The 18,704-nt window shown below is 43.7% G+C and carries 20 protein-coding genes; all 20 read right to left on the reverse strand.

What is annotated here, in order from left to right; all coding sequences use genetic code 11:
• Positions 1-16: 16 nt before the first annotated feature.
• Positions 17-1,150 carry a flagellar biosynthesis protein FlhB gene (gene flhB / locus L2740_RS13820; protein ID WP_248468613.1) on the reverse strand — a complete coding sequence of 378 codons (1,134 nt, stop codon included), beginning with the start codon at positions 1,148-1,150 and terminating at the stop codon, positions 17-19.
• Positions 1,151-1,236: 86 nt separating this feature from the next.
• A complete protein-coding gene (gene fliR, locus L2740_RS13825; RefSeq protein WP_248468614.1) occupies positions 1,237-2,037 on the reverse strand; it encodes a flagellar biosynthetic protein FliR in 801 nt (266 codons plus the stop codon).
• 23 nt (positions 2,038-2,060) lie between these two features.
• Positions 2,061-2,330, reverse strand: coding sequence for a flagellar biosynthetic protein FliQ (locus L2740_RS13830; protein WP_248468615.1), 270 nt, complete (start codon positions 2,328-2,330; stop codon positions 2,061-2,063).
• Between the two features lie 7 nt (positions 2,331-2,337).
• Positions 2,338-3,084 carry a flagellar type III secretion system pore protein FliP gene (gene fliP / locus L2740_RS13835; RefSeq protein WP_248950742.1) on the reverse strand — a complete coding sequence of 249 codons (747 nt, stop codon included), beginning with the start codon at positions 3,082-3,084 and terminating at the stop codon, positions 2,338-2,340.
• Entirely contained in the window at positions 3,081-3,479 is a 399-nt protein-coding gene (gene fliO / locus L2740_RS13840) for a flagellar biosynthetic protein FliO (protein WP_248950743.1), read from the reverse strand. The genes fliP and fliO overlap by 4 nt, the downstream gene beginning before the upstream one ends.
• 21 nt (positions 3,480-3,500) lie before the next feature.
• Positions 3,501-3,878, reverse strand: a complete 378-nt coding sequence (fliN, locus tag L2740_RS13845; protein ID WP_248468618.1) for a flagellar motor switch protein FliN — start codon at positions 3,876-3,878, stop codon at positions 3,501-3,503.
• Between the two features lie 12 nt (positions 3,879-3,890).
• Entirely contained in the window at positions 3,891-4,919 is a 1,029-nt protein-coding gene (gene fliM / locus L2740_RS13850) for a flagellar motor switch protein FliM (RefSeq protein WP_248468619.1), read from the reverse strand.
• Between the two features lie 132 nt (positions 4,920-5,051).
• A complete protein-coding gene (fliL, locus tag L2740_RS13855; RefSeq protein ID WP_248950744.1) occupies positions 5,052-5,570 on the reverse strand; it encodes a flagellar basal body-associated protein FliL in 519 nt (172 codons plus the stop codon).
• Between the two features lie 74 nt (positions 5,571-5,644).
• A complete protein-coding gene (locus tag L2740_RS13860; RefSeq protein WP_248950745.1) occupies positions 5,645-7,240 on the reverse strand; it encodes a flagellar hook-length control protein FliK in 1,596 nt (531 codons plus the stop codon).
• 246 nt (positions 7,241-7,486) lie between these two features.
• The gene (gene fliJ / locus L2740_RS13865) at positions 7,487-7,927 is read right to left on the reverse strand and encodes a flagellar export protein FliJ (protein WP_248950746.1); all 441 of its coding nucleotides are present in this window, start codon (positions 7,925-7,927) and stop codon (positions 7,487-7,489) included.
• Between the two features lie 81 nt (positions 7,928-8,008).
• A complete protein-coding gene (gene fliI / locus L2740_RS13870) occupies positions 8,009-9,349 on the reverse strand; it encodes a flagellar protein export ATPase FliI (protein ID WP_248950747.1) in 1,341 nt (446 codons plus the stop codon).
• Positions 9,321-10,262 carry a flagellar assembly protein FliH gene (gene fliH / locus L2740_RS13875; RefSeq protein WP_248950748.1) on the reverse strand — a complete coding sequence of 314 codons (942 nt, stop codon included), beginning with the start codon at positions 10,260-10,262 and terminating at the stop codon, positions 9,321-9,323. Before fliH ends, fliI begins: the two co-directional genes overlap by 29 nt.
• The gene (gene fliG / locus L2740_RS13880) at positions 10,262-11,311 is read right to left on the reverse strand and encodes a flagellar motor switch protein FliG (RefSeq protein ID WP_248950749.1); all 1,050 of its coding nucleotides are present in this window, start codon (positions 11,309-11,311) and stop codon (positions 10,262-10,264) included. Before fliG ends, fliH begins: the two co-directional genes overlap by 1 nt.
• On the reverse strand, positions 11,301-13,001 hold the full coding sequence (gene fliF, locus L2740_RS13885) for a flagellar basal-body MS-ring/collar protein FliF (RefSeq protein WP_248950832.1): 1,701 nt from the start codon (positions 12,999-13,001) through the stop codon (positions 11,301-11,303). The genes fliG and fliF overlap by 11 nt, the downstream gene beginning before the upstream one ends.
• Before the next feature lie 41 nt (positions 13,002-13,042).
• Positions 13,043-13,375, reverse strand: coding sequence for a flagellar hook-basal body complex protein FliE (fliE, locus tag L2740_RS13890; protein ID WP_248468626.1), 333 nt, complete (start codon positions 13,373-13,375; stop codon positions 13,043-13,045).
• 248 nt (positions 13,376-13,623) lie between these two features.
• Positions 13,624-14,976 (reverse strand): sigma-54-dependent transcriptional regulator, encoded by a 1,353-nt coding sequence (locus tag L2740_RS13895; RefSeq protein ID WP_248950750.1) that lies wholly within the window; start codon positions 14,974-14,976, stop codon positions 13,624-13,626.
• Complete coding sequence (locus tag L2740_RS13900; protein ID WP_248950751.1) at positions 14,969-16,063, reverse strand: sensor histidine kinase; 1,095 nt, start codon at positions 16,061-16,063, stop codon at positions 14,969-14,971. Before L2740_RS13900 ends, L2740_RS13895 begins: the two co-directional genes overlap by 8 nt.
• Positions 16,064-16,239: 176 nt before the next feature.
• Positions 16,240-17,673, reverse strand: coding sequence for a sigma-54 dependent transcriptional regulator (locus L2740_RS13905; RefSeq protein WP_275974246.1), 1,434 nt, complete (start codon positions 17,671-17,673; stop codon positions 16,240-16,242).
• Positions 17,674-17,952: 279 nt separating this feature from the next.
• Positions 17,953-18,363 (reverse strand): flagellar export chaperone FliS, encoded by a 411-nt coding sequence (gene fliS / locus L2740_RS13910; RefSeq protein ID WP_248950752.1) that lies wholly within the window; start codon positions 18,361-18,363, stop codon positions 17,953-17,955.
• Positions 18,364-18,370: 7 nt separating this feature from the next.
• A complete protein-coding gene (locus tag L2740_RS13915) occupies positions 18,371-18,697 on the reverse strand; it encodes a hypothetical protein (protein WP_248950753.1) in 327 nt (108 codons plus the stop codon).
• Positions 18,698-18,704: the final 7 nt, after the last annotated feature.

The following is an 18,704-nucleotide window of genomic DNA, read 5'->3' on the forward strand; positions in this document are numbered from 1 at the left end:
GTCAAAAATCAGATCTTTAGTGCTTTAACTCATCAGGAATAGGTTGCTTCACAGGAATTGGATTTGGGCGTCGTCCTTTACCTTTTTGATATTGACGTAACTGAAAAACATACGCCAATACTTGGGCTACTGCGGTAAAGAGCCCTTCAGGGATCTCTTGGTCAATTTTGGTGGTATGGAAAATGGCTCTGGCAAGAGGTGGCGCTGACACAATAGCAACATCATGCTCGCGGGCAATTTCACGAATTTTAAAAGCGACTTCATCAACGCCCTTAGCCACAACAAACGGTGCAGTAGATTTGGCTGCATCATATTTAACAGCAACAGCATAATGCTCTGGGTTAACCACGATCACATCGGCATTGGGTACTTCTCCCATCATGCGCCGTTGTGACATTTCATGTTGTAGTTGCCGAATACGACCTTTAACCTCAGGTTTACCCTCAGTGTCTTTGTATTCATCTTTCACTTCTTGCTTAGTCATCTTTAACTGCTTAGCGTGATTCCATACTTGAAATGGCACATCAATCACCACGATTAAAAATGTCGAGGCGCACAGCAGAATAAAAATCCACACGACAATATCCATCGCATGATAAATGTTGCCGGGAAGATGTTCCTGTGAGAGTAATAAAATGTCATTGAGGTAAATTGTTAGCAGTAAATAAGCCGTGATAGCCACTACCGAAAACTTAGCGATACCTTTGGTAAGCTCAACTAATGCCTGCACACCAAACATCCGCTTAAAGCCTGCAACTGGGCTCATCTTACTGGCTTTAGGCATAAAGGCTTTAACCGAAAAAGACATCCCGCCCAAGGCAACATTACCAGCAAAGGCAATTAGCGCTAAAAACAAGATAAAACCAAATAGAGGCACAGCAAGCTCACTACCAACCATGCCCCAAACGTTCATCATTTGATTAGTGTCAAAGATGTCGTCACGACTTAAGGTAAACAGCTTGGTCATGATGTTGTGCAGTGCTTGCGCCATATCAGGTCCGGTCATTAATAAACCGACTGATGCCGCGATAAGAACTGCAGATGTACCGAGTTCTTTCGAGCGTGCAACCTGCCCTTTGTCTTTGGCCTGTTGCAGTTTTCTGGAGGTTGCTTCTTCTGTTTTTTCTTGGCTGCTGTCATTCTCCGACATTTAGAGACGACCTCCCTGATCGAGGAGGCAAAGCTCGAGCACAATTAGTACCGCTTGCCAAATAAAAGTAATACAAGCGCCTAACATTAGTTAAGCCCGCCATCGACTTTGCACTGCAGCTCAAGCGCATTACACAATAGTATTTGAGTTTCGCGCCACACCTCATCAAAGTGCGACATGATAGGAGACAAGGTTAACCACAAAATAAATAATCCCGCGACCATAGTCACCGGAAAACCCACTGCAAAAATGTTTAGCTGCGGTGACGCTCGCGTCATCACACCAAAGGCCAAGTTAATGGTTAATAGCGCCACAATCGCCGATAGCGACATTGTTAGCGCAGCGCCAAACATATAACCCACAAATTCAGTAAATAAGCGATAACCAGTGAGGCTTAGCCCCTGCATTGACACCGGAATAGAGTCAAAACTGGCAATAACCATTTTGATCAGTAATAAATGACCATCTACCGCGAGAAAAATCATCGTCGTTAACAGCAGGAAAAAGTTACCTATTACCGGGGTCTGTTGGCCCGAACTTGGGTCGACCATAGAGGCAAAACCTAAACTGGTTTGCATACCAATAATTTGCCCGGTTAATACAAAAGTTTGCATTAATAGCAATGTGGCAAAGCCCATGGCTACGCCAATAATAATCTGCTGAGCAGTAACAAATGCTGCACTAAGTGAAAACAGATCAATACTTGGCATTGCAGGTAATACAGGAGCGACAGCCGCAGTTACGGTAACCGACAATAGTAAGCGAACACGAGTGGGAGTGGTGGTTGCGCCAAATACCGCCATAACCATAAACATGCTAGAGATCCGTGTTAACGGCCAAAGATAACCAGCAATACCATCCATTATGGTATCGAGCATTATCTCCATAGTTAACCTAGCACTTTCATGAGTTAGCCTATCACTTGGGGGATCATGTCCACCATTTGGAAAAAGAAGTCCATCATCATCTGTACCAACATATGACCCATTAACATCAGAGCCAATAAAGTGGTCAACAAACGTGGTAGAAAACTCAGTGTTTGTTCGTTAATCGAGGTAGCGGCTTGAAACACAGCAACAATAAGACCAATGATAAGGCCTGGCACAATAATCATCGATACGATGATTACAATCACAGCCAGTGCCTCGCGGAAGATATCTATCAGTGCTTCAGGACTCATAGCTTACCTATAATCCAAAACTATTCGCTAATGTGCCCATTACCAGGCTCCAGCCATCAACCAGCACAAAAAGCATAATTTTAAAGGGTAAAGATACAATCATTGGCGATAACATCATCATACCCATAGCCATCAAAATACTGGCAACCACTAAATCTAACACTAGAAAAGGCACGAATAGCATAAAGCCAATTTGGAATGCTGTTTTGAGTTCGCTAGTGATAAAGGCTGGAATAATCACTGTCATCGGAGCGTCTTCAGGCTCGTTAATACCCTGATAGCCTGAGATCTCAATGAAGGTATTCAAATCAGTTAGCCGTGTTTGCGCTAACATAAAATCCTTTAGCGGCCCTTGGCCTGATGTAAATGCTTGTTGTAGCGGCATACCTTGCTCTATGTAAGGTTGTACCGCTTGATCATAAATTTTATCAAACACAGGTGACATGATAAAAAATGTCAAAAACATGCTAATGCCGATCAACACTTGATTAGATGGCGTTTGCTGCAAGCCAATTGCTTGACGCAAAATTGACAGCACCACAATAATCCGCGTAAACGAGGTCAACATAATAACCATCGCCGGAATAAAGCTTAGCGCCGTCATCAGTAACAAAATTTGCATCGTTACTGAGTACTGAGTAGAGCCGTCGCTGCCAGTTGATACTGTTACCGCAGGCAAAATACCGTTTTCAGCCAATGCCGGTGCAGATACCGACATCGCCAATCCGGCAACAAGTAAAATCCATTTCATCATTGTGATTGCTTCGCTTGTCTTAGACGGGTGGCAAAGGACTCGCTTGCAACTTCAACAGGTTGCGCTAACTTATCCACCAAGCTCACCTGGTTTGGCGTTACCCCAAGCAAGTATTGTTGACCATCCACTTCAACTAAAACGAGTTTCTCTTTTTGGCCTAATGGCGTTACAGCAATGGTCTTTAATACTCCTTGGCTACTCGGCACCAAATTAAAGCGCTTTACTAGGTAAGCCAAAAAGAAAATAAGAACCAAAACAACAATGAGCCCACCAACCATACTTGAAAGCGTCGCAATACTTGATGCAGAACTTCCAGTATTGCTCGTTACGTTGGCTGCAGTACTCACTTGCGTCTCAGCACCAGCAAGGCTGGCTAAAACCAAATTAAAGCTCATCAACAATCCCTAATACTTTTATTATTTTAGCTTTTTAATTCGCTCTGTTTGGCTAATCACGTCTGTTAAACGTATGCCGAATTTATCATTCACCACAACCACTTCACCGTGGGCAATTAAGGTACCGTTAACCATAACATCAAGAGGTTCACCTGCAACGCGATCCAGCTCAACAACTGAGCCTTGGTTTAATTGCAGTAAATTACGGATATTAATAAAACTGCGGCCCACTTCCATCGAAATGGTTACCGGAATATCCATAATCGCATCAAGCTTTGATGCTTCTTCTTCGCTCAATGGCGTACTATCGTTACTAAACTCGTCCAACTCTACTGCCTTTGCTTCTTCAATCGCTTGCTCAGCCATCGCTGCAGCCCAATCATCCGTATCTGTACTCATTTACTTTCTACCTTATATCTCTGAGCGATCACGCGCTCGTCCTTTGTGAGTGACAAGCTGCAACTCTGATTTTACTGTTTCTGGTCGCGGAATTTGCTCGCAGATTTTTAATGCTAGATTTTCTTTTGAGCGGCCCATCTTACATCTGTAAGTTGGTAAGTCCTCAACCTTCAAAATAATGTGTTCAGGTAGCTCAACTGGGATCACATCACCGGCTTTAAACTCAAGCACTTCTCTTAATGTGACTTTATGTTCTACTACCGTGGCATCAATACCCACATCAACATCCATGATCTCATCGCGCAAAGCTTGTGACCATCGCATATCGGTATCTTGAGTATCACTTTGTACACCGGCATCGAGTAGCTCACGGATAGGCTCAATCATTGAATACGGCATCGTAATGTGGAAATCACCACCGCCACCATCGACTTCAATATGGAATGAGCTCACCACAACGACCTCTGTTGGACTAACAATGTTGGCCATGGCCGGGTTAACTTCCGAGTCAAGATAATCGAACTGCACATCCATCACCGGCGCCCATGCATCTTTATAATCTTCGAAGATTATTTTAAGCAGCAACTGCACAATACGACGTTCTGTAGGAGTAAATTCACGACCTTCAATCTTTGCGTGGAAGCGGCCATCGCCACCAAAAAAGTTATCCACTAAAATAAATACCAGACGCGCTTCCATGGTGATCAATGCAGTGCCTTTTAGCGGACTAAAACGCACCATGTTTAAGCTAGTTGGGACGAATAAGGTATGTACGTACTCACCAAACTTAAGCATTTGCACGCCGTTAATTGACACTTCCGCAGCACGGCGCATCATGTTAAACATGCTGATCCGTAAATGACGCGCAAAACGCTCGTTAACAATCTCAAGCGTTGGCATGCGCCCACGAACAATTCTGTCTTGCGACGAGAAATCATAGGAGCGTGCGTCTAGCTCATTATCATCAATAATGTCTTCATCAACATCATCGACGCCATGGAGCAGCGCATCAATTTCGTCTTGGCTTAATAAGTCACTCACGATATCGCCTTCACTTTAAAAACCTACTTTCATAAATTGTCACGTTATAAACTAAAACTTAATAAATCATTGCCTTACCGCGTATTACTTTACTATACAGCAATGACTTTACTCACTTCGCTTAGCCTCGCTTTATTGCATGACAAAGCCAGTAAATAATACTTTTTCAACCACTGTGCGACCAGTTACAGGTTGTAGTGTGTTTTGCACATTTCTCAGAGCAAGCAAACGCAGTTCGTCTTTACCTGCAGGAGAGCTCATCTTTTGAATATCTGCACTACTAAAAGTGGTTAGCAACGCATCTTCAATCAAAGGAATGTGTTTCTTAATCAGCGTATCGTCGTCAGTACCACGTACCATAAGCTGCACTTTAATTTCAACTAAACGCGTGCGACCATTATCAGATAAGTTAAATAAGAAAGGTCTTGGCATTGCCGCGTAAAATGCTTCTTTACCACTGGAAACCGCTTGCTCAGCAACAACTTCTTCACCCGGGTTCGCGACTGGCGCATCATCAGAGCTTAATAACATCCATGCAGTGACGGCAATAATAGTAATCAGCACGACACCGATAACGCCAAATAAAATCAGCTTCTTTTTACTTTTAGGCTCAGTGTTGTCTTCCAGCTCTAAGCTTGCTTCTTCTGCCATTTGGCTTCTCCGTCGCTACGCCAATTTGCGCGAGCGTCTTTAGCGGTTGTTTTTATTTGCTATAGGTTACCTGCTTATGCGTAATAATCTATACCTGAAGCAGAACTTGTTGATAGATTTGACCTTGCCAGCAGATCTTCTGCTGAAATTTCATCCATATCGTGTGTTCCTGAGCCACTTCCACGCTCGTTACTCCCTTCGCCCTGCCCTTGGCCGCCATTACCTTGTGACACTTGCCCATCGGTAAGCTGCATACCTTGCTCAGCTAGCATTTCCCGCAACCTTGGCATGGCTTGCTCAACAAGATCTCTTGTTTGATGCTGACTTACTTGAAATTGTACTTGCGTGTTATCGCCTTGAACTTGAATGCGCACCATCATCTGCCCTAGTTCAGGAGGGTCGAGACGGATCTCAGCTTGCTGCACACCGTTACTCACCATGGTGATCAGCTGCTGGTTCATTACCGGCGCAAATCGTTGGATCATCTGCTGCATTGATGGTGTCGCTTCGCCAGCTTGCTTTAACGATGCTTGTAATTGCGGGAGTTCTTGACGATTAGCTGCGGTTTGCTGCAATTGATGCTGCAGCGCCGTCAATGATTTGCTGTCTTGAACAGCGCTCGGCTCGCTGGTTAAGCTAGCTTCTAATCCAGCATGGCTTGGACTCATTTTTACTGTAAGCTCTGCGTTTTTTAATAACTCATTTGCTGCTGTTTGATTGGCAACTGCAGCGCTACCAGCATTAAGCTCAGCATTATTAGTAGATTTTGATGACTCTGCAGCCGTATTGGCGCCAGCAGGGTTAAGCTCTTTACCAAACAGGTCTTTATTTTCGTTTGGTAGCTTACTGTCATTTGCAAACTTAGCTTCAGCAAGCTTAGTTTCATCAAGCTGATTGGTATTAACTGTATTTTGCATCGCTGCAGAATTTAGACTGTTCGTCTCTGCAGCCTGTCCAGCAGTTGGGTTGACTCCAGAGCTAGAACTATTGATGTTAGTACTAGTGCTGTTGGCATTATTAGCTGACATTGCAGCTAATAATTCAGCGCTTGGTTTACCGCTAGCATCAACAAAATTGCCTTGTTGTAAAAGCGCCTTTAACTCTGGCTCTGACAACTGTGATAATTCTTGCTCAGTTAAACCAGACTGCATGCTTAATGTCAGTAAAACTTCATCAGGTAATGTCTCAACACTAAGCTCCGTTAGTTCATCGATAGCCTCATGATTGTCAGCTTCATTTGGCAACGGCAAGCTTTCGCCGTTAGCGGCAAGCTGGCTATCAGTTTCAACCCCTGTATTTAATTGGCTGGCTAAATTGATTTGTGCTAGTACGTGGCTGACATCATCTTTATCCGTAAAATCAGCATCTGCGCTATTGTTGCCAGCAGTGTCATTGCTTGATTCGCTTAAGCTGTTGGATTCTTTCAAGCCACCTTCATTTACTGCTTGAGTTTGTTTGTTAGGCTCTTGATTTTCTTTGTTAACAGATTGATTTGCATCGCTAACTTGCTCGGAGTTAGCCGCTTTCTCAAGCTCAGTTGAAAAACGATTATCTTGTTGTACATTAGTAAGACTGCTAGAGCGACTCTCTATACCAGACTGACTATGAGACTGAACGGCCTTTTTCCCTTGTTCAGGGCTGTTAAGTAAAATATTGTTCATCTGCTGCATGACTTCTCCATCAGCGTTAACAAATCGAACTGAACCTATGCGGTTACCAAGTCAAAATAACGGCTTTATGTGCCATTTATTGTGTATTAACAGTAATGAATGCAATACTGGTGCCAGAAAAAGCTATTTAAATTCTAAATAATGGAGTGTGATTCGAAAAGGCGGGACAATAAGAAAATGCAGCTGTATTGAAAGGATAAATTCCCAAGAGCTGGCTGAACATTTGCAAAAATTTGCTGCTCGCAGCTAGCGTCTACGATAAAACTGCTGCGATGCAAACTCATCTATCATCTTTTGCTCGCTGCGTAATTCAGCTAATTTAGCTTTCTCAGCTTTATTGACCAATAACAACTCAACCGCTTTGCGCTTTTGTTGCTTGGTTTGCCAATTAACTTGCCTGTGCTGCTTTTGATTATCAGCTTCCTTTACCGCATGAACCTGTTGACCAATTGCGGTATCAACTTGTCTTACAAACTGATGAAACTGATGATAATTACTTGCGCTGATGCTCTGCCCCTGTTGCAGCTCCATCTGTTTCATATAGTCAAGGCGATAGTTTTGTAACGCCGTTAATTGACTCTGGCGCCTTTGTAACTCAAATTCAGCTGAGCGAAGCTGCATAGATGCTTGCTCTTCTGCTTCCACCGCCAACTTTAATACCAAGTGTAATGGATCGGGTCTAACCATGTGTCACTGCACCTATATTGGTTAAAGCGAGTGTTATGAAGCACTGCTTTCTCTGCCAAGTTTTTACACTTGTTACTGTGATTAAACTTGGCATTGAGCGCCCATTTGACTCAACATTAACGCACTACTTTCAAACGTCACTGAGTCTTTCATGGTTTGGCGTAAAAACGCATTCATAGCGGGCTGTAAACGAATCGCGTTATCGATACGTGGGTCGCTACCTTGACTGTAAGCACCAATCGAAATCAAATCCTTATTTTGCTGATAGAGCGAATAAACCTGTTTTACTTTGCGCATAGCTTCTAGATGTTCAGCACTTATCACCATTGGGGCTACACGGCTGATAGAAGCTTCAATATCAATGGCAGGATAATGACCTGAGTCTGCAAGTTGGCGTGACAAAACAATGTGGCCATCTAAAATCGCACGTGAAGCGTCAGCAATAGGATCTTGTAAATCATCGCCTTCGGTTAATACGGTATAAAACGCAGTAATAGAGCCTTGTGTACCACCACCATTACCGGCGCGCTCAACAAGTTTAGGCAGTTTTGCAAATACTGACGGCGGATACCCTTTAGTCGCTGGCGGCTCGCCAACAGCTAAGGCTATTTCACGCTGGGCTTGGGCGTAGCGGGTCAAACTATCCATTAACAGTAAGACGTTATAACCGAGATCTCGAAAATACTCAGCAATACGAGTCGATGTCTCACACGCTCTAAGACGCATCAATGGTGATGTGTCGGCAGGTGCGGCAACAACAACAGAACGTGCTCGCCCTTCTGGGCCTAAAATCTCTTCAATAAATTCTTTAACTTCTCGGCCACGCTCGCCGACTAAGCCAACCACAATAATATCGGCGTTAGTGCCGCGGGTCATCATACCAAGCAGAACACTTTTACCTACACCTGAGCCCGCAAATAAACCCATCCGCTGGCCTTTACCAACAGTTAGCATGGCGTTAATTGCTCTTACCCCAACATCTAACGGTTCACTAATGGCTCGCCTTGCTAGCGGATTAATTGCAGCAACATGACTTGACGCTTTTTGATCTGTTTTTAAGTTACCTAAGCCATCAATGGGTTGACCGCTTCCATCTAATACTCGGCCTAGTAAAGATAAACCGACGTTAAGGCCTGACTGCTCACCAAGTGGGGTGACTTTAGCACCGGGTAATACGCCACGTAGCTCTTCAATCGGCATTAGGTATAGCAGCTGATCATCAAATCCAATCACCTCTGCAATAAGATTGCCGGCCATGGTTTCAATTGCGCACAAGCTACCAACCGCTGCGCGGCAGCCCGTTGCTTCAAGAGTTAAGCCAACTACACGCACCAGCTGACCACTCGCTTCAACGACAAATGGATGGATTTTTTGCTGATGCTGGGCAAGCTTGTTACGCAGGCTGTGTTGGCGTGTCGTCATGCTCACCTTCAGGAATGTTTGACGTGACTGCTTCGGCGTTAACCGGCTCTATATGCTCCGCTTCAGCATTAATCTGTGGCGCACCTTGCGCTCGTGCAGCTAATAATGATTCTTCTTGCTGCTCTTTGAGTTGAGTTAAGTCTTGCTGATGTTTATCGAGTTCACTAAACACATGTTGCATACGAGTTTCAACCGTCATATCAATATGGCTGCGACCACTATCGATAATACAATCACCAGCGCTTAGGCTTGGGTCGATTTCGATTTCCCAACGATTACGCTCTAATTGAGCTTGCGAATAAAGCTCGCTTACTAGTTTTTCATCGCTAGGTGCTAAACGTAAATTGACCTTTTGCTCTTTGATTGGCAAGGAGTCAACACCTTGACGCAGCGCAGATAAGATATGTTCAGGGTAGGTTTTTAGCTCATGGCCAATCACAACCTTTGCCAAGGTCATACTGGTTGCTAATAGCTCTTTCTCAATTTCAGTATCAAGGATTGCCAGCGGTGCTTCAAATTGACCGATTAACTGTTCAAAACGTGCAATCATTTCTGTTGCCGCTTGTAGGCCCTCTTCATAGCCCTGTTGTTGCCCTTGAGAAAAGCCCTCATTATGACCTTGCTCTAAGCCTTCTAAACGACCTTTTTCAAGCCCTTCGCTATAACCTTTGTCTTGGCCTTCAGCGAAACCTTCTTGCTCGGCGTGCGCGCGAATATCTTCAATTTCGCTCAAAGTGGGTGGCAAGATCGTTTCTGCTTCGCACTCATCATCTTCTGGTAGCTGCAGACTATTGCGACCAAACATATTCAATGATTGAGGGTCGAGCTCTTGGCTAATATCAGGCAGATCCCAGTGACCGAAATCTTCCGCGCTGATCAAGCTCGCACCTTGGGGCTTTTTAGGTTCAGTCATTATAAGAACTCTTCACCGCCGCCACCGCCAAGCATAATTTCACCACTATCGCTTAAGCGGCGCGCAATCGATAGAATTTCTTTTTGTGCAACTTCAACTTCACTGATACGAATTGGTCCCATCGCTTCCAAGTCATCTCTGAGTAACTCAGCTGCACGTTTTGACATGTTACCAAGCAGTTTTTCTTTAAGCTGATCATCGGCGCCTTTCAGTGCTTTCATCAACACATCTTGTTGCACTTCACGCAGTAATACCTGAATGCCCATGTCATCGACATCGGTTAGGTTTTCAAATACAAACATCAAGTCTTGGATCTGCTGCGCCATCTCTTCATCAGATTCACGCATGGTTTCCATCAAGTGACTTTCTACCCCAGTATCGAGGTAGTTCATAATATTCGCCGCAGCTTTTAAGCCACCCATCTTCGCCGCTTGTGCACCACCTTGCCCTGCAAATTGTTTCTCCATGATATCGTTCAATTCTTGCAGAGCCGCAGGCTGTACCTCTTCAAGGTTAGCGATACGCATCATTAGATCTAAGCGGGTATTTTCAGGGAATTGAGCAAAGATTTCAGCAGCCTGATCTGGCTCTAGGTAAGACAGTACAATAGTTTGGATCTGCGGGTGCTCGTTTTGAATAATGGTTGCAACTTGACGTGCATCCATCCATTTCAATGAGTCCAGACCTTTAGCGCCACTGCCCATTATAATCTGTTCAATCAAATTACCGGCTTTATCTTCACCCAGTGCTGCCGTTAGTGCTTTACGCACAAATTCTTCGCTATTAAAGCCAATTGAAGAATACTTTTGAATATCATCGAGAAACAGCTTATGCACACCTATTACTTTTTCTTGACCAAAATCTTGCATTGCCGCCATGGCCATACCGACTTTTTGCACTTGCTTTGGTTCAAGGTGCTTTAAAATTGACGCTGCGTCACTCTCGCTTAAGCTCAGCAATAAAATAGCTGTTTTTTCAATGCCATTTAAATCACTTGGCTTAAACGCAGTCGCGTCAGTTTTTGCCTCTACACTAATCTCATTTGTCATCTTCAAGTAACCAGTTCTTCACGACTTGTGTCGATAATTCAGGCTCATTTGCCACTAATGCACGGATTGCTTTGATCATATCATCATCTTTATGCAGATTAGGGATCAAGATTGAACCGTCATCGGCATAACTGTATTCGGCTTCTGGGCGCTGTAACATACCTAACGTATCTGCAGCATATTGATCTTCAATTTCAGCTAAATCACCGCCCATTTGTGGCTCATCTGGCATTTTAACGCTGTCAGGGTAAACCAGCTTTTTCAACATAGGTCGGACGACCGCCAAGATAAGTACCAAAATAACTAACGCACCTAAGACTAAGCGAACCGCACGCCAAAACCATGGCTCTTCCCACATCTTTGGTGTTGGAGCAGCTTCAATCAGTTGGTCCATAAATGGCACAGTAACAACTTCAATAACATCGCCGCGCTGAGTGTTAAAACCAACAGCACCTTCAAGCAAGCGACGGATATTGGCGATCTCTTGCTCTGTGCGTGGTACACGACTGACACTGCCATCTTCAGCAACGGGTGCGTTTTTAAAGTCAACTGCAACAGAAACACTCACTCGGCGCAACGTACCGATTTGCTGGCGAGTATGACTAATAGTGGTATCAAGCTCAAAATTACGGGTTGCTTCTTTATGTGAGCTACCCGATGTTTGCGTCGCCGCTTCAGTCGCATTAACTTCTTGTGGGATCTCAGCGTTCATTGGCGGTTGATTCGATAATGCGCCAGGAATACCACCTGTGGTGCCGCCATTCGAGTTATTTTCAACAACCATTTCACTTCTAAGTGCTGGTAAATCAGGATTGTAACGCTTGGCAGTTTGCTCAACAGCAGTAAAGTCCATGCTGACATCAACTTGGGCTGTAAAGTTTTCCGGGCCTAAGATTGGCATTAGAATCGATTCAATTTTATTGCGGTATTCCGACTCTTTTTGCTGCACGATTTCTAATTCGCGGCGGGCAATAGCTGAAACACCATCTTGGCTACCAGAGTTAAGTAGGCGGCCATTTGAATCAGTTACAGTAACTTTATTCGGCTCTAGGTTGTGTACAGCAGATGCGACGATATCAACAATCGAATCAACTTCTTCTTGGCTTAATCCAACTCGTCGGGTGCTGACAACAACTGTCGCGCTCGGCTTTGAGCGGTTACGGGCAAAAACATTTTCTTTGGGTAGGGCCAAAATAACCTTGGCACGGGTAACACTGCGTAGTTCTTCAATTGCGCGAGCTAGGTTTTGTTCTTGGCTGTGTTTAAGACGCGCCTGCTCCATGCGCTGACTTACACCAAAACCGCTGTCTTTATTCAGAAAGTCGTTATTGGCTTCTACATTGTCGAGCCCTTCGCGGCTCATCAGCATTTTTACTTCTTGATATTTATCTTCAGGGATTTTAACCACATCACCTTGGATCTCGTATTTAATTTGGTTCTTATCAAGAACATCAAGTACCTGCACCATCTCAGCGGTGGTCATTTCACCTAACGGACGATATTCAGGCTCTTGTGCCCAAATCATTACAAATACAGCTAACGCTAAACAGATAGCCAGCGCCAAAATCATCGTCACCTGACGCAGCATATCAACGCCGCCTAAGGAGCCCATTAATCCTGGTTTGTGCTCTTCTTGCACGCCTGATGTTTGTGGATCAGTTGCTAAACCTGAACCTGTTCCTACGACCATTTCTGTACTCACAATTGCACCCTGCTTTACTGATTAAAGGCCTAAACAGGCATGCTCATAATTTCTTTATAAGCTTCTACGAGCTTGTTACGCACTTGAACCGTTGCTTCAAATGCCACGCTGGATTTCTCTCTCGCGATCACGGTATCAGATAATGTCACTGTGGTATCTCCCATATCAAGTCGAGTGGCGAGATTAGCAGCATTTGATTGAAGTTCGCTTACATTTCCAACAGCTTGGGAGAGTAGCTGACCAAAATCAGCACCGGAAGTGTTTTGCACTTGGCGAGTGATCCCAGTTTGAATGCTAGAAGTGCCAATTTGACCATTTAGCGACTGCATCTCTTGCAGTAAAGAATTCGCACCAATTTGCATACTTAGCTCCCATGTCGTTTTCTTGACGAAAATGTTGATATAACTAAGTTAAAGCAAATAGCTTGCCAATATTTTATTCGAAGTAAAAACAGGTAGGTAAGCAAGAAAAATAGCAGATTTTGCATGTAGATAGCCGCAGTGGCTATAGTAATAATCTAAACATTACAAGTATGGAGCAGGTAAGCCACCTGCACCATACTGCTATTGTAGACAGTCTATTAAATCGTAATTTTAGAGTCACGCCCTACCTAAGCGGGTATTTGAATGCCTAAATCGCGCATTTTTGCCATTTTATAACGTAAGGTTCTAGCGCTAATCCCCAGCTTTTCGGCAACCAATTTACGGCTACCGTTACATTGGGATAAGGTTTCCAGAATAATCACATGTTCTTGGGCTTTAAGCTCCCCACCTAAGCCATCAAGTTCTGCAGGCTTTGAGTTATCTGACGCAGGTAATTCAGTGCTAAAATCCAGTTCTAGCGAATCAATAATAATATCTGCAGCGGTGATTTCATTGCTGAGGCATAAAATCAATGCCCGCTGCACGACATTATCGAGTTCACGAACATTACCAGGCCAGCGATGCACTAACAAACGTCGACATGCGCATTCACTAAACTCAGGCACTTCATTGCGATTAGCAATAGCAGCATGCCTTTGCAGTAAATGTCTTGCTAACGGTAAAATATCCGCAGGACGCTGATTAAGCGCTGGCCAAGTTAACGGAAATACATTAATTCGGTAATAGAGATCTTCACGGAACTCGCCTGATGTTGCCATCGCTTTTAAGTCACGGTTTGACGTTGCTAATACGCGCACATTTAACTTAATCGTTTTACGGCCACCTAAGCGCTCAACTTCACGCTCTTGCAGCACTCGCAGTAACTTAGCTTGTAACCCCACTTCCATCTCTGAGATCTCATCAAGCAGCAACGTGCCGCCTTGAGCTTGCTCAAACTTACCGGGACAGGCCTGAAATGCACCGGTGAATGCACCTTTTTCATAACCAAATAGGGTCGCTTCAAGCATGTTCTCAGGAATAGCAGCGCAGTTTATCGCCACAAAGGGCTCACCTGAACGCTGACTATGTTGATGGATATAACGGGCTAACACCTCTTTACCACTGCCACTAGGACCCATAATCATTACAGATGCATCAGACGCAGCGACTCTTTGGGCAAGTGATAACAAGGCTAAGCTTTTTTCATCTGCAACAACGGGCGTTCCCTCAATACTTTTGGCAGGCATGTAACGCGATACCTGATTGAGTAACACTTCAGGTGAGAATGGCTTAGATAAATAATCAACCGCCCCAAGCTTCATCGCATTCACTGCATTATCTATGGTTGCATAAGCTGTCATCAGTAAAACGGGGATTTTAGGATAGTATTGTTGCAGGTGATTCAGTAAACCAATCCCCCCTATGCCGTCCATCTGCACGTCACTTATAACCATGTCAAAGCGCTCTGATTTTAACGCCACTATTGCATCTTCAGCACAAGACACATCAACACATTCGTAATGAGCCAGCATTAAGGTATCGAGCAGTGCTTCACGTAATGAAGCATCATCTTCAACTAACAATAACTTACCTTCAGACATGTGCTGTCTCTCCGTGCTGGATTTCACTACTTTTTAAAATTAAGGGGAATTTTAATGATGCTGTGCATCCGTTACCTTGATGACAACTAAACTGCATTCGGCCGCCGTGATTATTAACCACTGACTGCACTACCGCTAAACCTAAACCAGTACCTTGCGACTTAGTAGTAAAAAATGGCTCGAGTACTTTGTGCTGCATTTCAACATCTAAGCCTTTGCCATTATCAATCACATCAAGATGCAGTGCTGTGCCAGTATCAAAAGCGTGCAGAATAACTTTGTTAGCGCCTGCCTCCATGCTATTCATTACCAGATTATTGATTGCGGAACACAGGGCGGCATCGTTAGCGCGGATTTTTTGTTTCGAGTCATTATTAAAAATCAACTCGCACTTTTTCTGCTCTGCTATCGGTTGGCAATTACTTAACACATTATCGACCACTTCATCGATTGTTAAAATGGTATCAAGTTGCTGCTGACGACCCTTTGCCATCAATAGCATATCGTTAACTTGGTGTTCTAGCTCATTAAGTCTATCGACTAACTTACCTTGAAAACGCTTTCTCGCGTCATCTGATATTTTCGGGCTTGCTAAGTTAGATGCGTATAACAGCGCTGCACTTAATGGGGTGCGTACTTGATGCGCAAGTGTGGCAACCATTTTTCCAAGGGCCGATAACCGCTGCAGGTGAGAAAGGTTTTTCTGCAATAATCGTGTTTCAGTTAAGTCTGTTAATACAATTAATTGCCCAGGCTCTGGTGTTAAGGGGGTAATAGCCAGCTTTACACGACGGCCATTGCGCAATGAAACTTCATGGCCATCATCGTCTTGCGGCGAAAAAGCTCGATTAATAATCTGTAGCCAACGTAAGCCCTCTAACGGACTACCTAACAGTTCAATTGCGACAGGATTTGCATCAGTCACGATTCCGTCACCATTAATGATCACTACGCCAGAAGGCATCGCCTGTAGAATATGATCCATTCGATTGGACATATTAGCGGCTTGTTGCACATCAACTAATTGCGGACGCAATTGTGCTTTCACATCGTTGGCATTAAGTTGTGGCTTCAAAATAGCGGACATGGTGACTCCGTCAAAAAAACTGCATTTGACCAGAGTTAAAGCAAATTTTACGCCAAAGTATAACTATGGTAAAAAACACCTTAAGAATTAGACTAGTAACATGCCGCATAAACAAAAAAGCGGTTATATCTAGGATATAACCGCTTTTATTCATTCTTTGTGTTAAATACGACTAACTAATCTTTGCTTAACCCGTATTTACGCATCTTCTCAACTAAGGTTGTTCGGCGAATACCAAGCATCTCTGCTGCGCGTGCGACCACATTATCTTGTTGATCCAATGCTTGTCGAATCATATCAATTTCAAGCTCTGCCAACAGATCTTTTAGGTTAACACCCTCTGGTGGTAACTCACTTGGGAAACGTGTTTCAGGGATCTCAATTGGCTCTTCATCATTGAAGATAGATGCTAATGCATCTCGCTCTTGCTGCTCTTCGCTGATCTCAACACAGTACTCAGGCACATCAATATGTCGGTACTTTATTGGTAAGTCGTTTACATCAACTAATCCGCCCGGATAAAGGATGGTTAGACGTTCAACCAAGTTAGAGAGTTCACGAACGTTACCAGACCAAGCATGTTCTTTTAACGATTCAATTGCACGCTGAGTGAATCGAACTCGACCACGCCCTTCGTTATAAACTCGACTAACAAGCTCTTGTAATAATAACGGGATGTCTTCTTTACGTTCACATAAAGCTGGCATTTCAATTGGGAATACATTAAGTCTGTAATACAGATCTTCCCTGAACTCACCTTGCTCGATCATGCTCTCTAGATCTCTATGAGTTGCAGCAACAACTCGCACATCAGCGGCAATGGATTTACTGCCACCAACACGCTCAAACATGCGCTCTTGCAATACACGTAATAATTTTACTTGCATCTGCAATGGCATATCACCAATTTCATCAAGGAATAAAGTGCCCTTTTCAGCTAATTCAAAGCGACCTTTACGGGCACTAATTGCGCCTGTAAAAGAGCCTTTCTCATGGCCAAAGAGTTCACTTTCTAATAATTCGGGAGGAATTGCACCACAGTTTACTGGGATAAAAGGTCCGTCGCGGCGATCTGAAATATAATGAATATTTCGAGCGACTACCTCTTTACCTGTACCTGATTGCCCCAAGATTAATACTGTCGCTTCAGAGCTTGCCACTTGATTAATCAAGTGACGCACATTGGCGATACCTTCACTGCGGCCAACTAAGCTTCTAAACAGTTTAGTTTGATTAGCACTCGTTGGCGTTTCAGGGCGCTTAACTTGGCCATAAACTTGGCAAAAATGAAGTAACTCGGTCAATTGCGGATAGTTTAATGGCTCCTCAATAATACCGAGCACATTAGACGCTTTGACTTCGCTAGCATCACCAAGCAGTAATATAGGCTGCCACGGAAGCGCACCAGTCAATGACTGAATGAGTTCTGGAGTTTGATTTTCAGACGGCAAAACAATCGCACGAAAGCGCGTCTGCTTAGTGTAAACGTCAAGTTTATCGAAATCGATTAACTCAACTTGCTCACCTAAAAATTCAAATACACATGACAAGCGATTAATTCGCTCAGACTGGTTACCGACCAGTAGAATTCGTTGATCTGTTTGCATCATTCCGAAGGCCGTTAGGCTCAAATATTTCAGCGCATTAATTATTAGTGTTGGTTGCTTTTTTCAAGCTTATTTTTTAAGCGGGCAGTTGTCAAAAATGCTTTTAAAATTAACTACCGATAGGAATAGTGTATTATCAGCCCGCCATAAGCAAGCCCCTGATGAGCTTTATGAGAAACTCACTTGTTTTTCGCTTAAAAAGTCTTCACCAATGGTGGCTGTTTGTCACCTTTTTGACAGATGACAAAAAGGAGGCTATTAAACCTCCCTTTTTAGTTACTTTTATATCGCACTCGCGTGTGAATCAATGTGGTGTTGCTCAGGCGGAATTGCGTCCCAGCCTTCTTTAATTGTTCTAAGAATATCACTTACATCATCTAATGCTTGAACGTCATTATTCAAGTTAGCTTCAGAGATCCTACGCAACATAAAGTCATATAAATCGCTAAGGTTCTTAGCTATGTCTCCACCAGCTTCCATGTTCAAACTATTATTTAAACCGGTAATAATGCCAATCGCTTTTCCTATAAACACACCTTTGTTAGCTAAGTCATTATTCTCAATGGCATAGCGACTTTGAGCTATGCGCTGAAGTGCGCCATCAAACATCATTTGAACTATACGATGTGGAGATGCAACTGAAATCTCACTATCTAATGAAACCTTGCGATATGACTGAAGAGAGCTTCTCATTAAAAACCTACCTGTTAGAATCTATAGTCTTGTACATATTTAATTGCCGCTTACTTTTACGCCCTGCATGTAACAGAGACTGTCTATGCGCCTTAATCATATTGGCCTTGGCCTCGAATGACTGACTCAGCGTAATTTGCTTTTTCAGTTCAACAGCATCTGCTGCTGTTGCATTTTCAAAAGCATTAACAAGTAAACTTTGACGCTTGCCAACTAACTCCTGCAAATATAATACCAACTCATCGGTAGACTCATCTTCTGCTGGCACTAGATTTAACTTATCTAAAAGCGCATCTAATTCATCATTCAGTTGATGTAAAGGCGTTAAATCCACACGAACT

The organism is Shewanella pneumatophori (assembly GCF_023283895.1).
GTDB classification, from domain to species: domain Bacteria; phylum Pseudomonadota; class Gammaproteobacteria; order Enterobacterales; family Shewanellaceae; genus Shewanella; species Shewanella pneumatophori.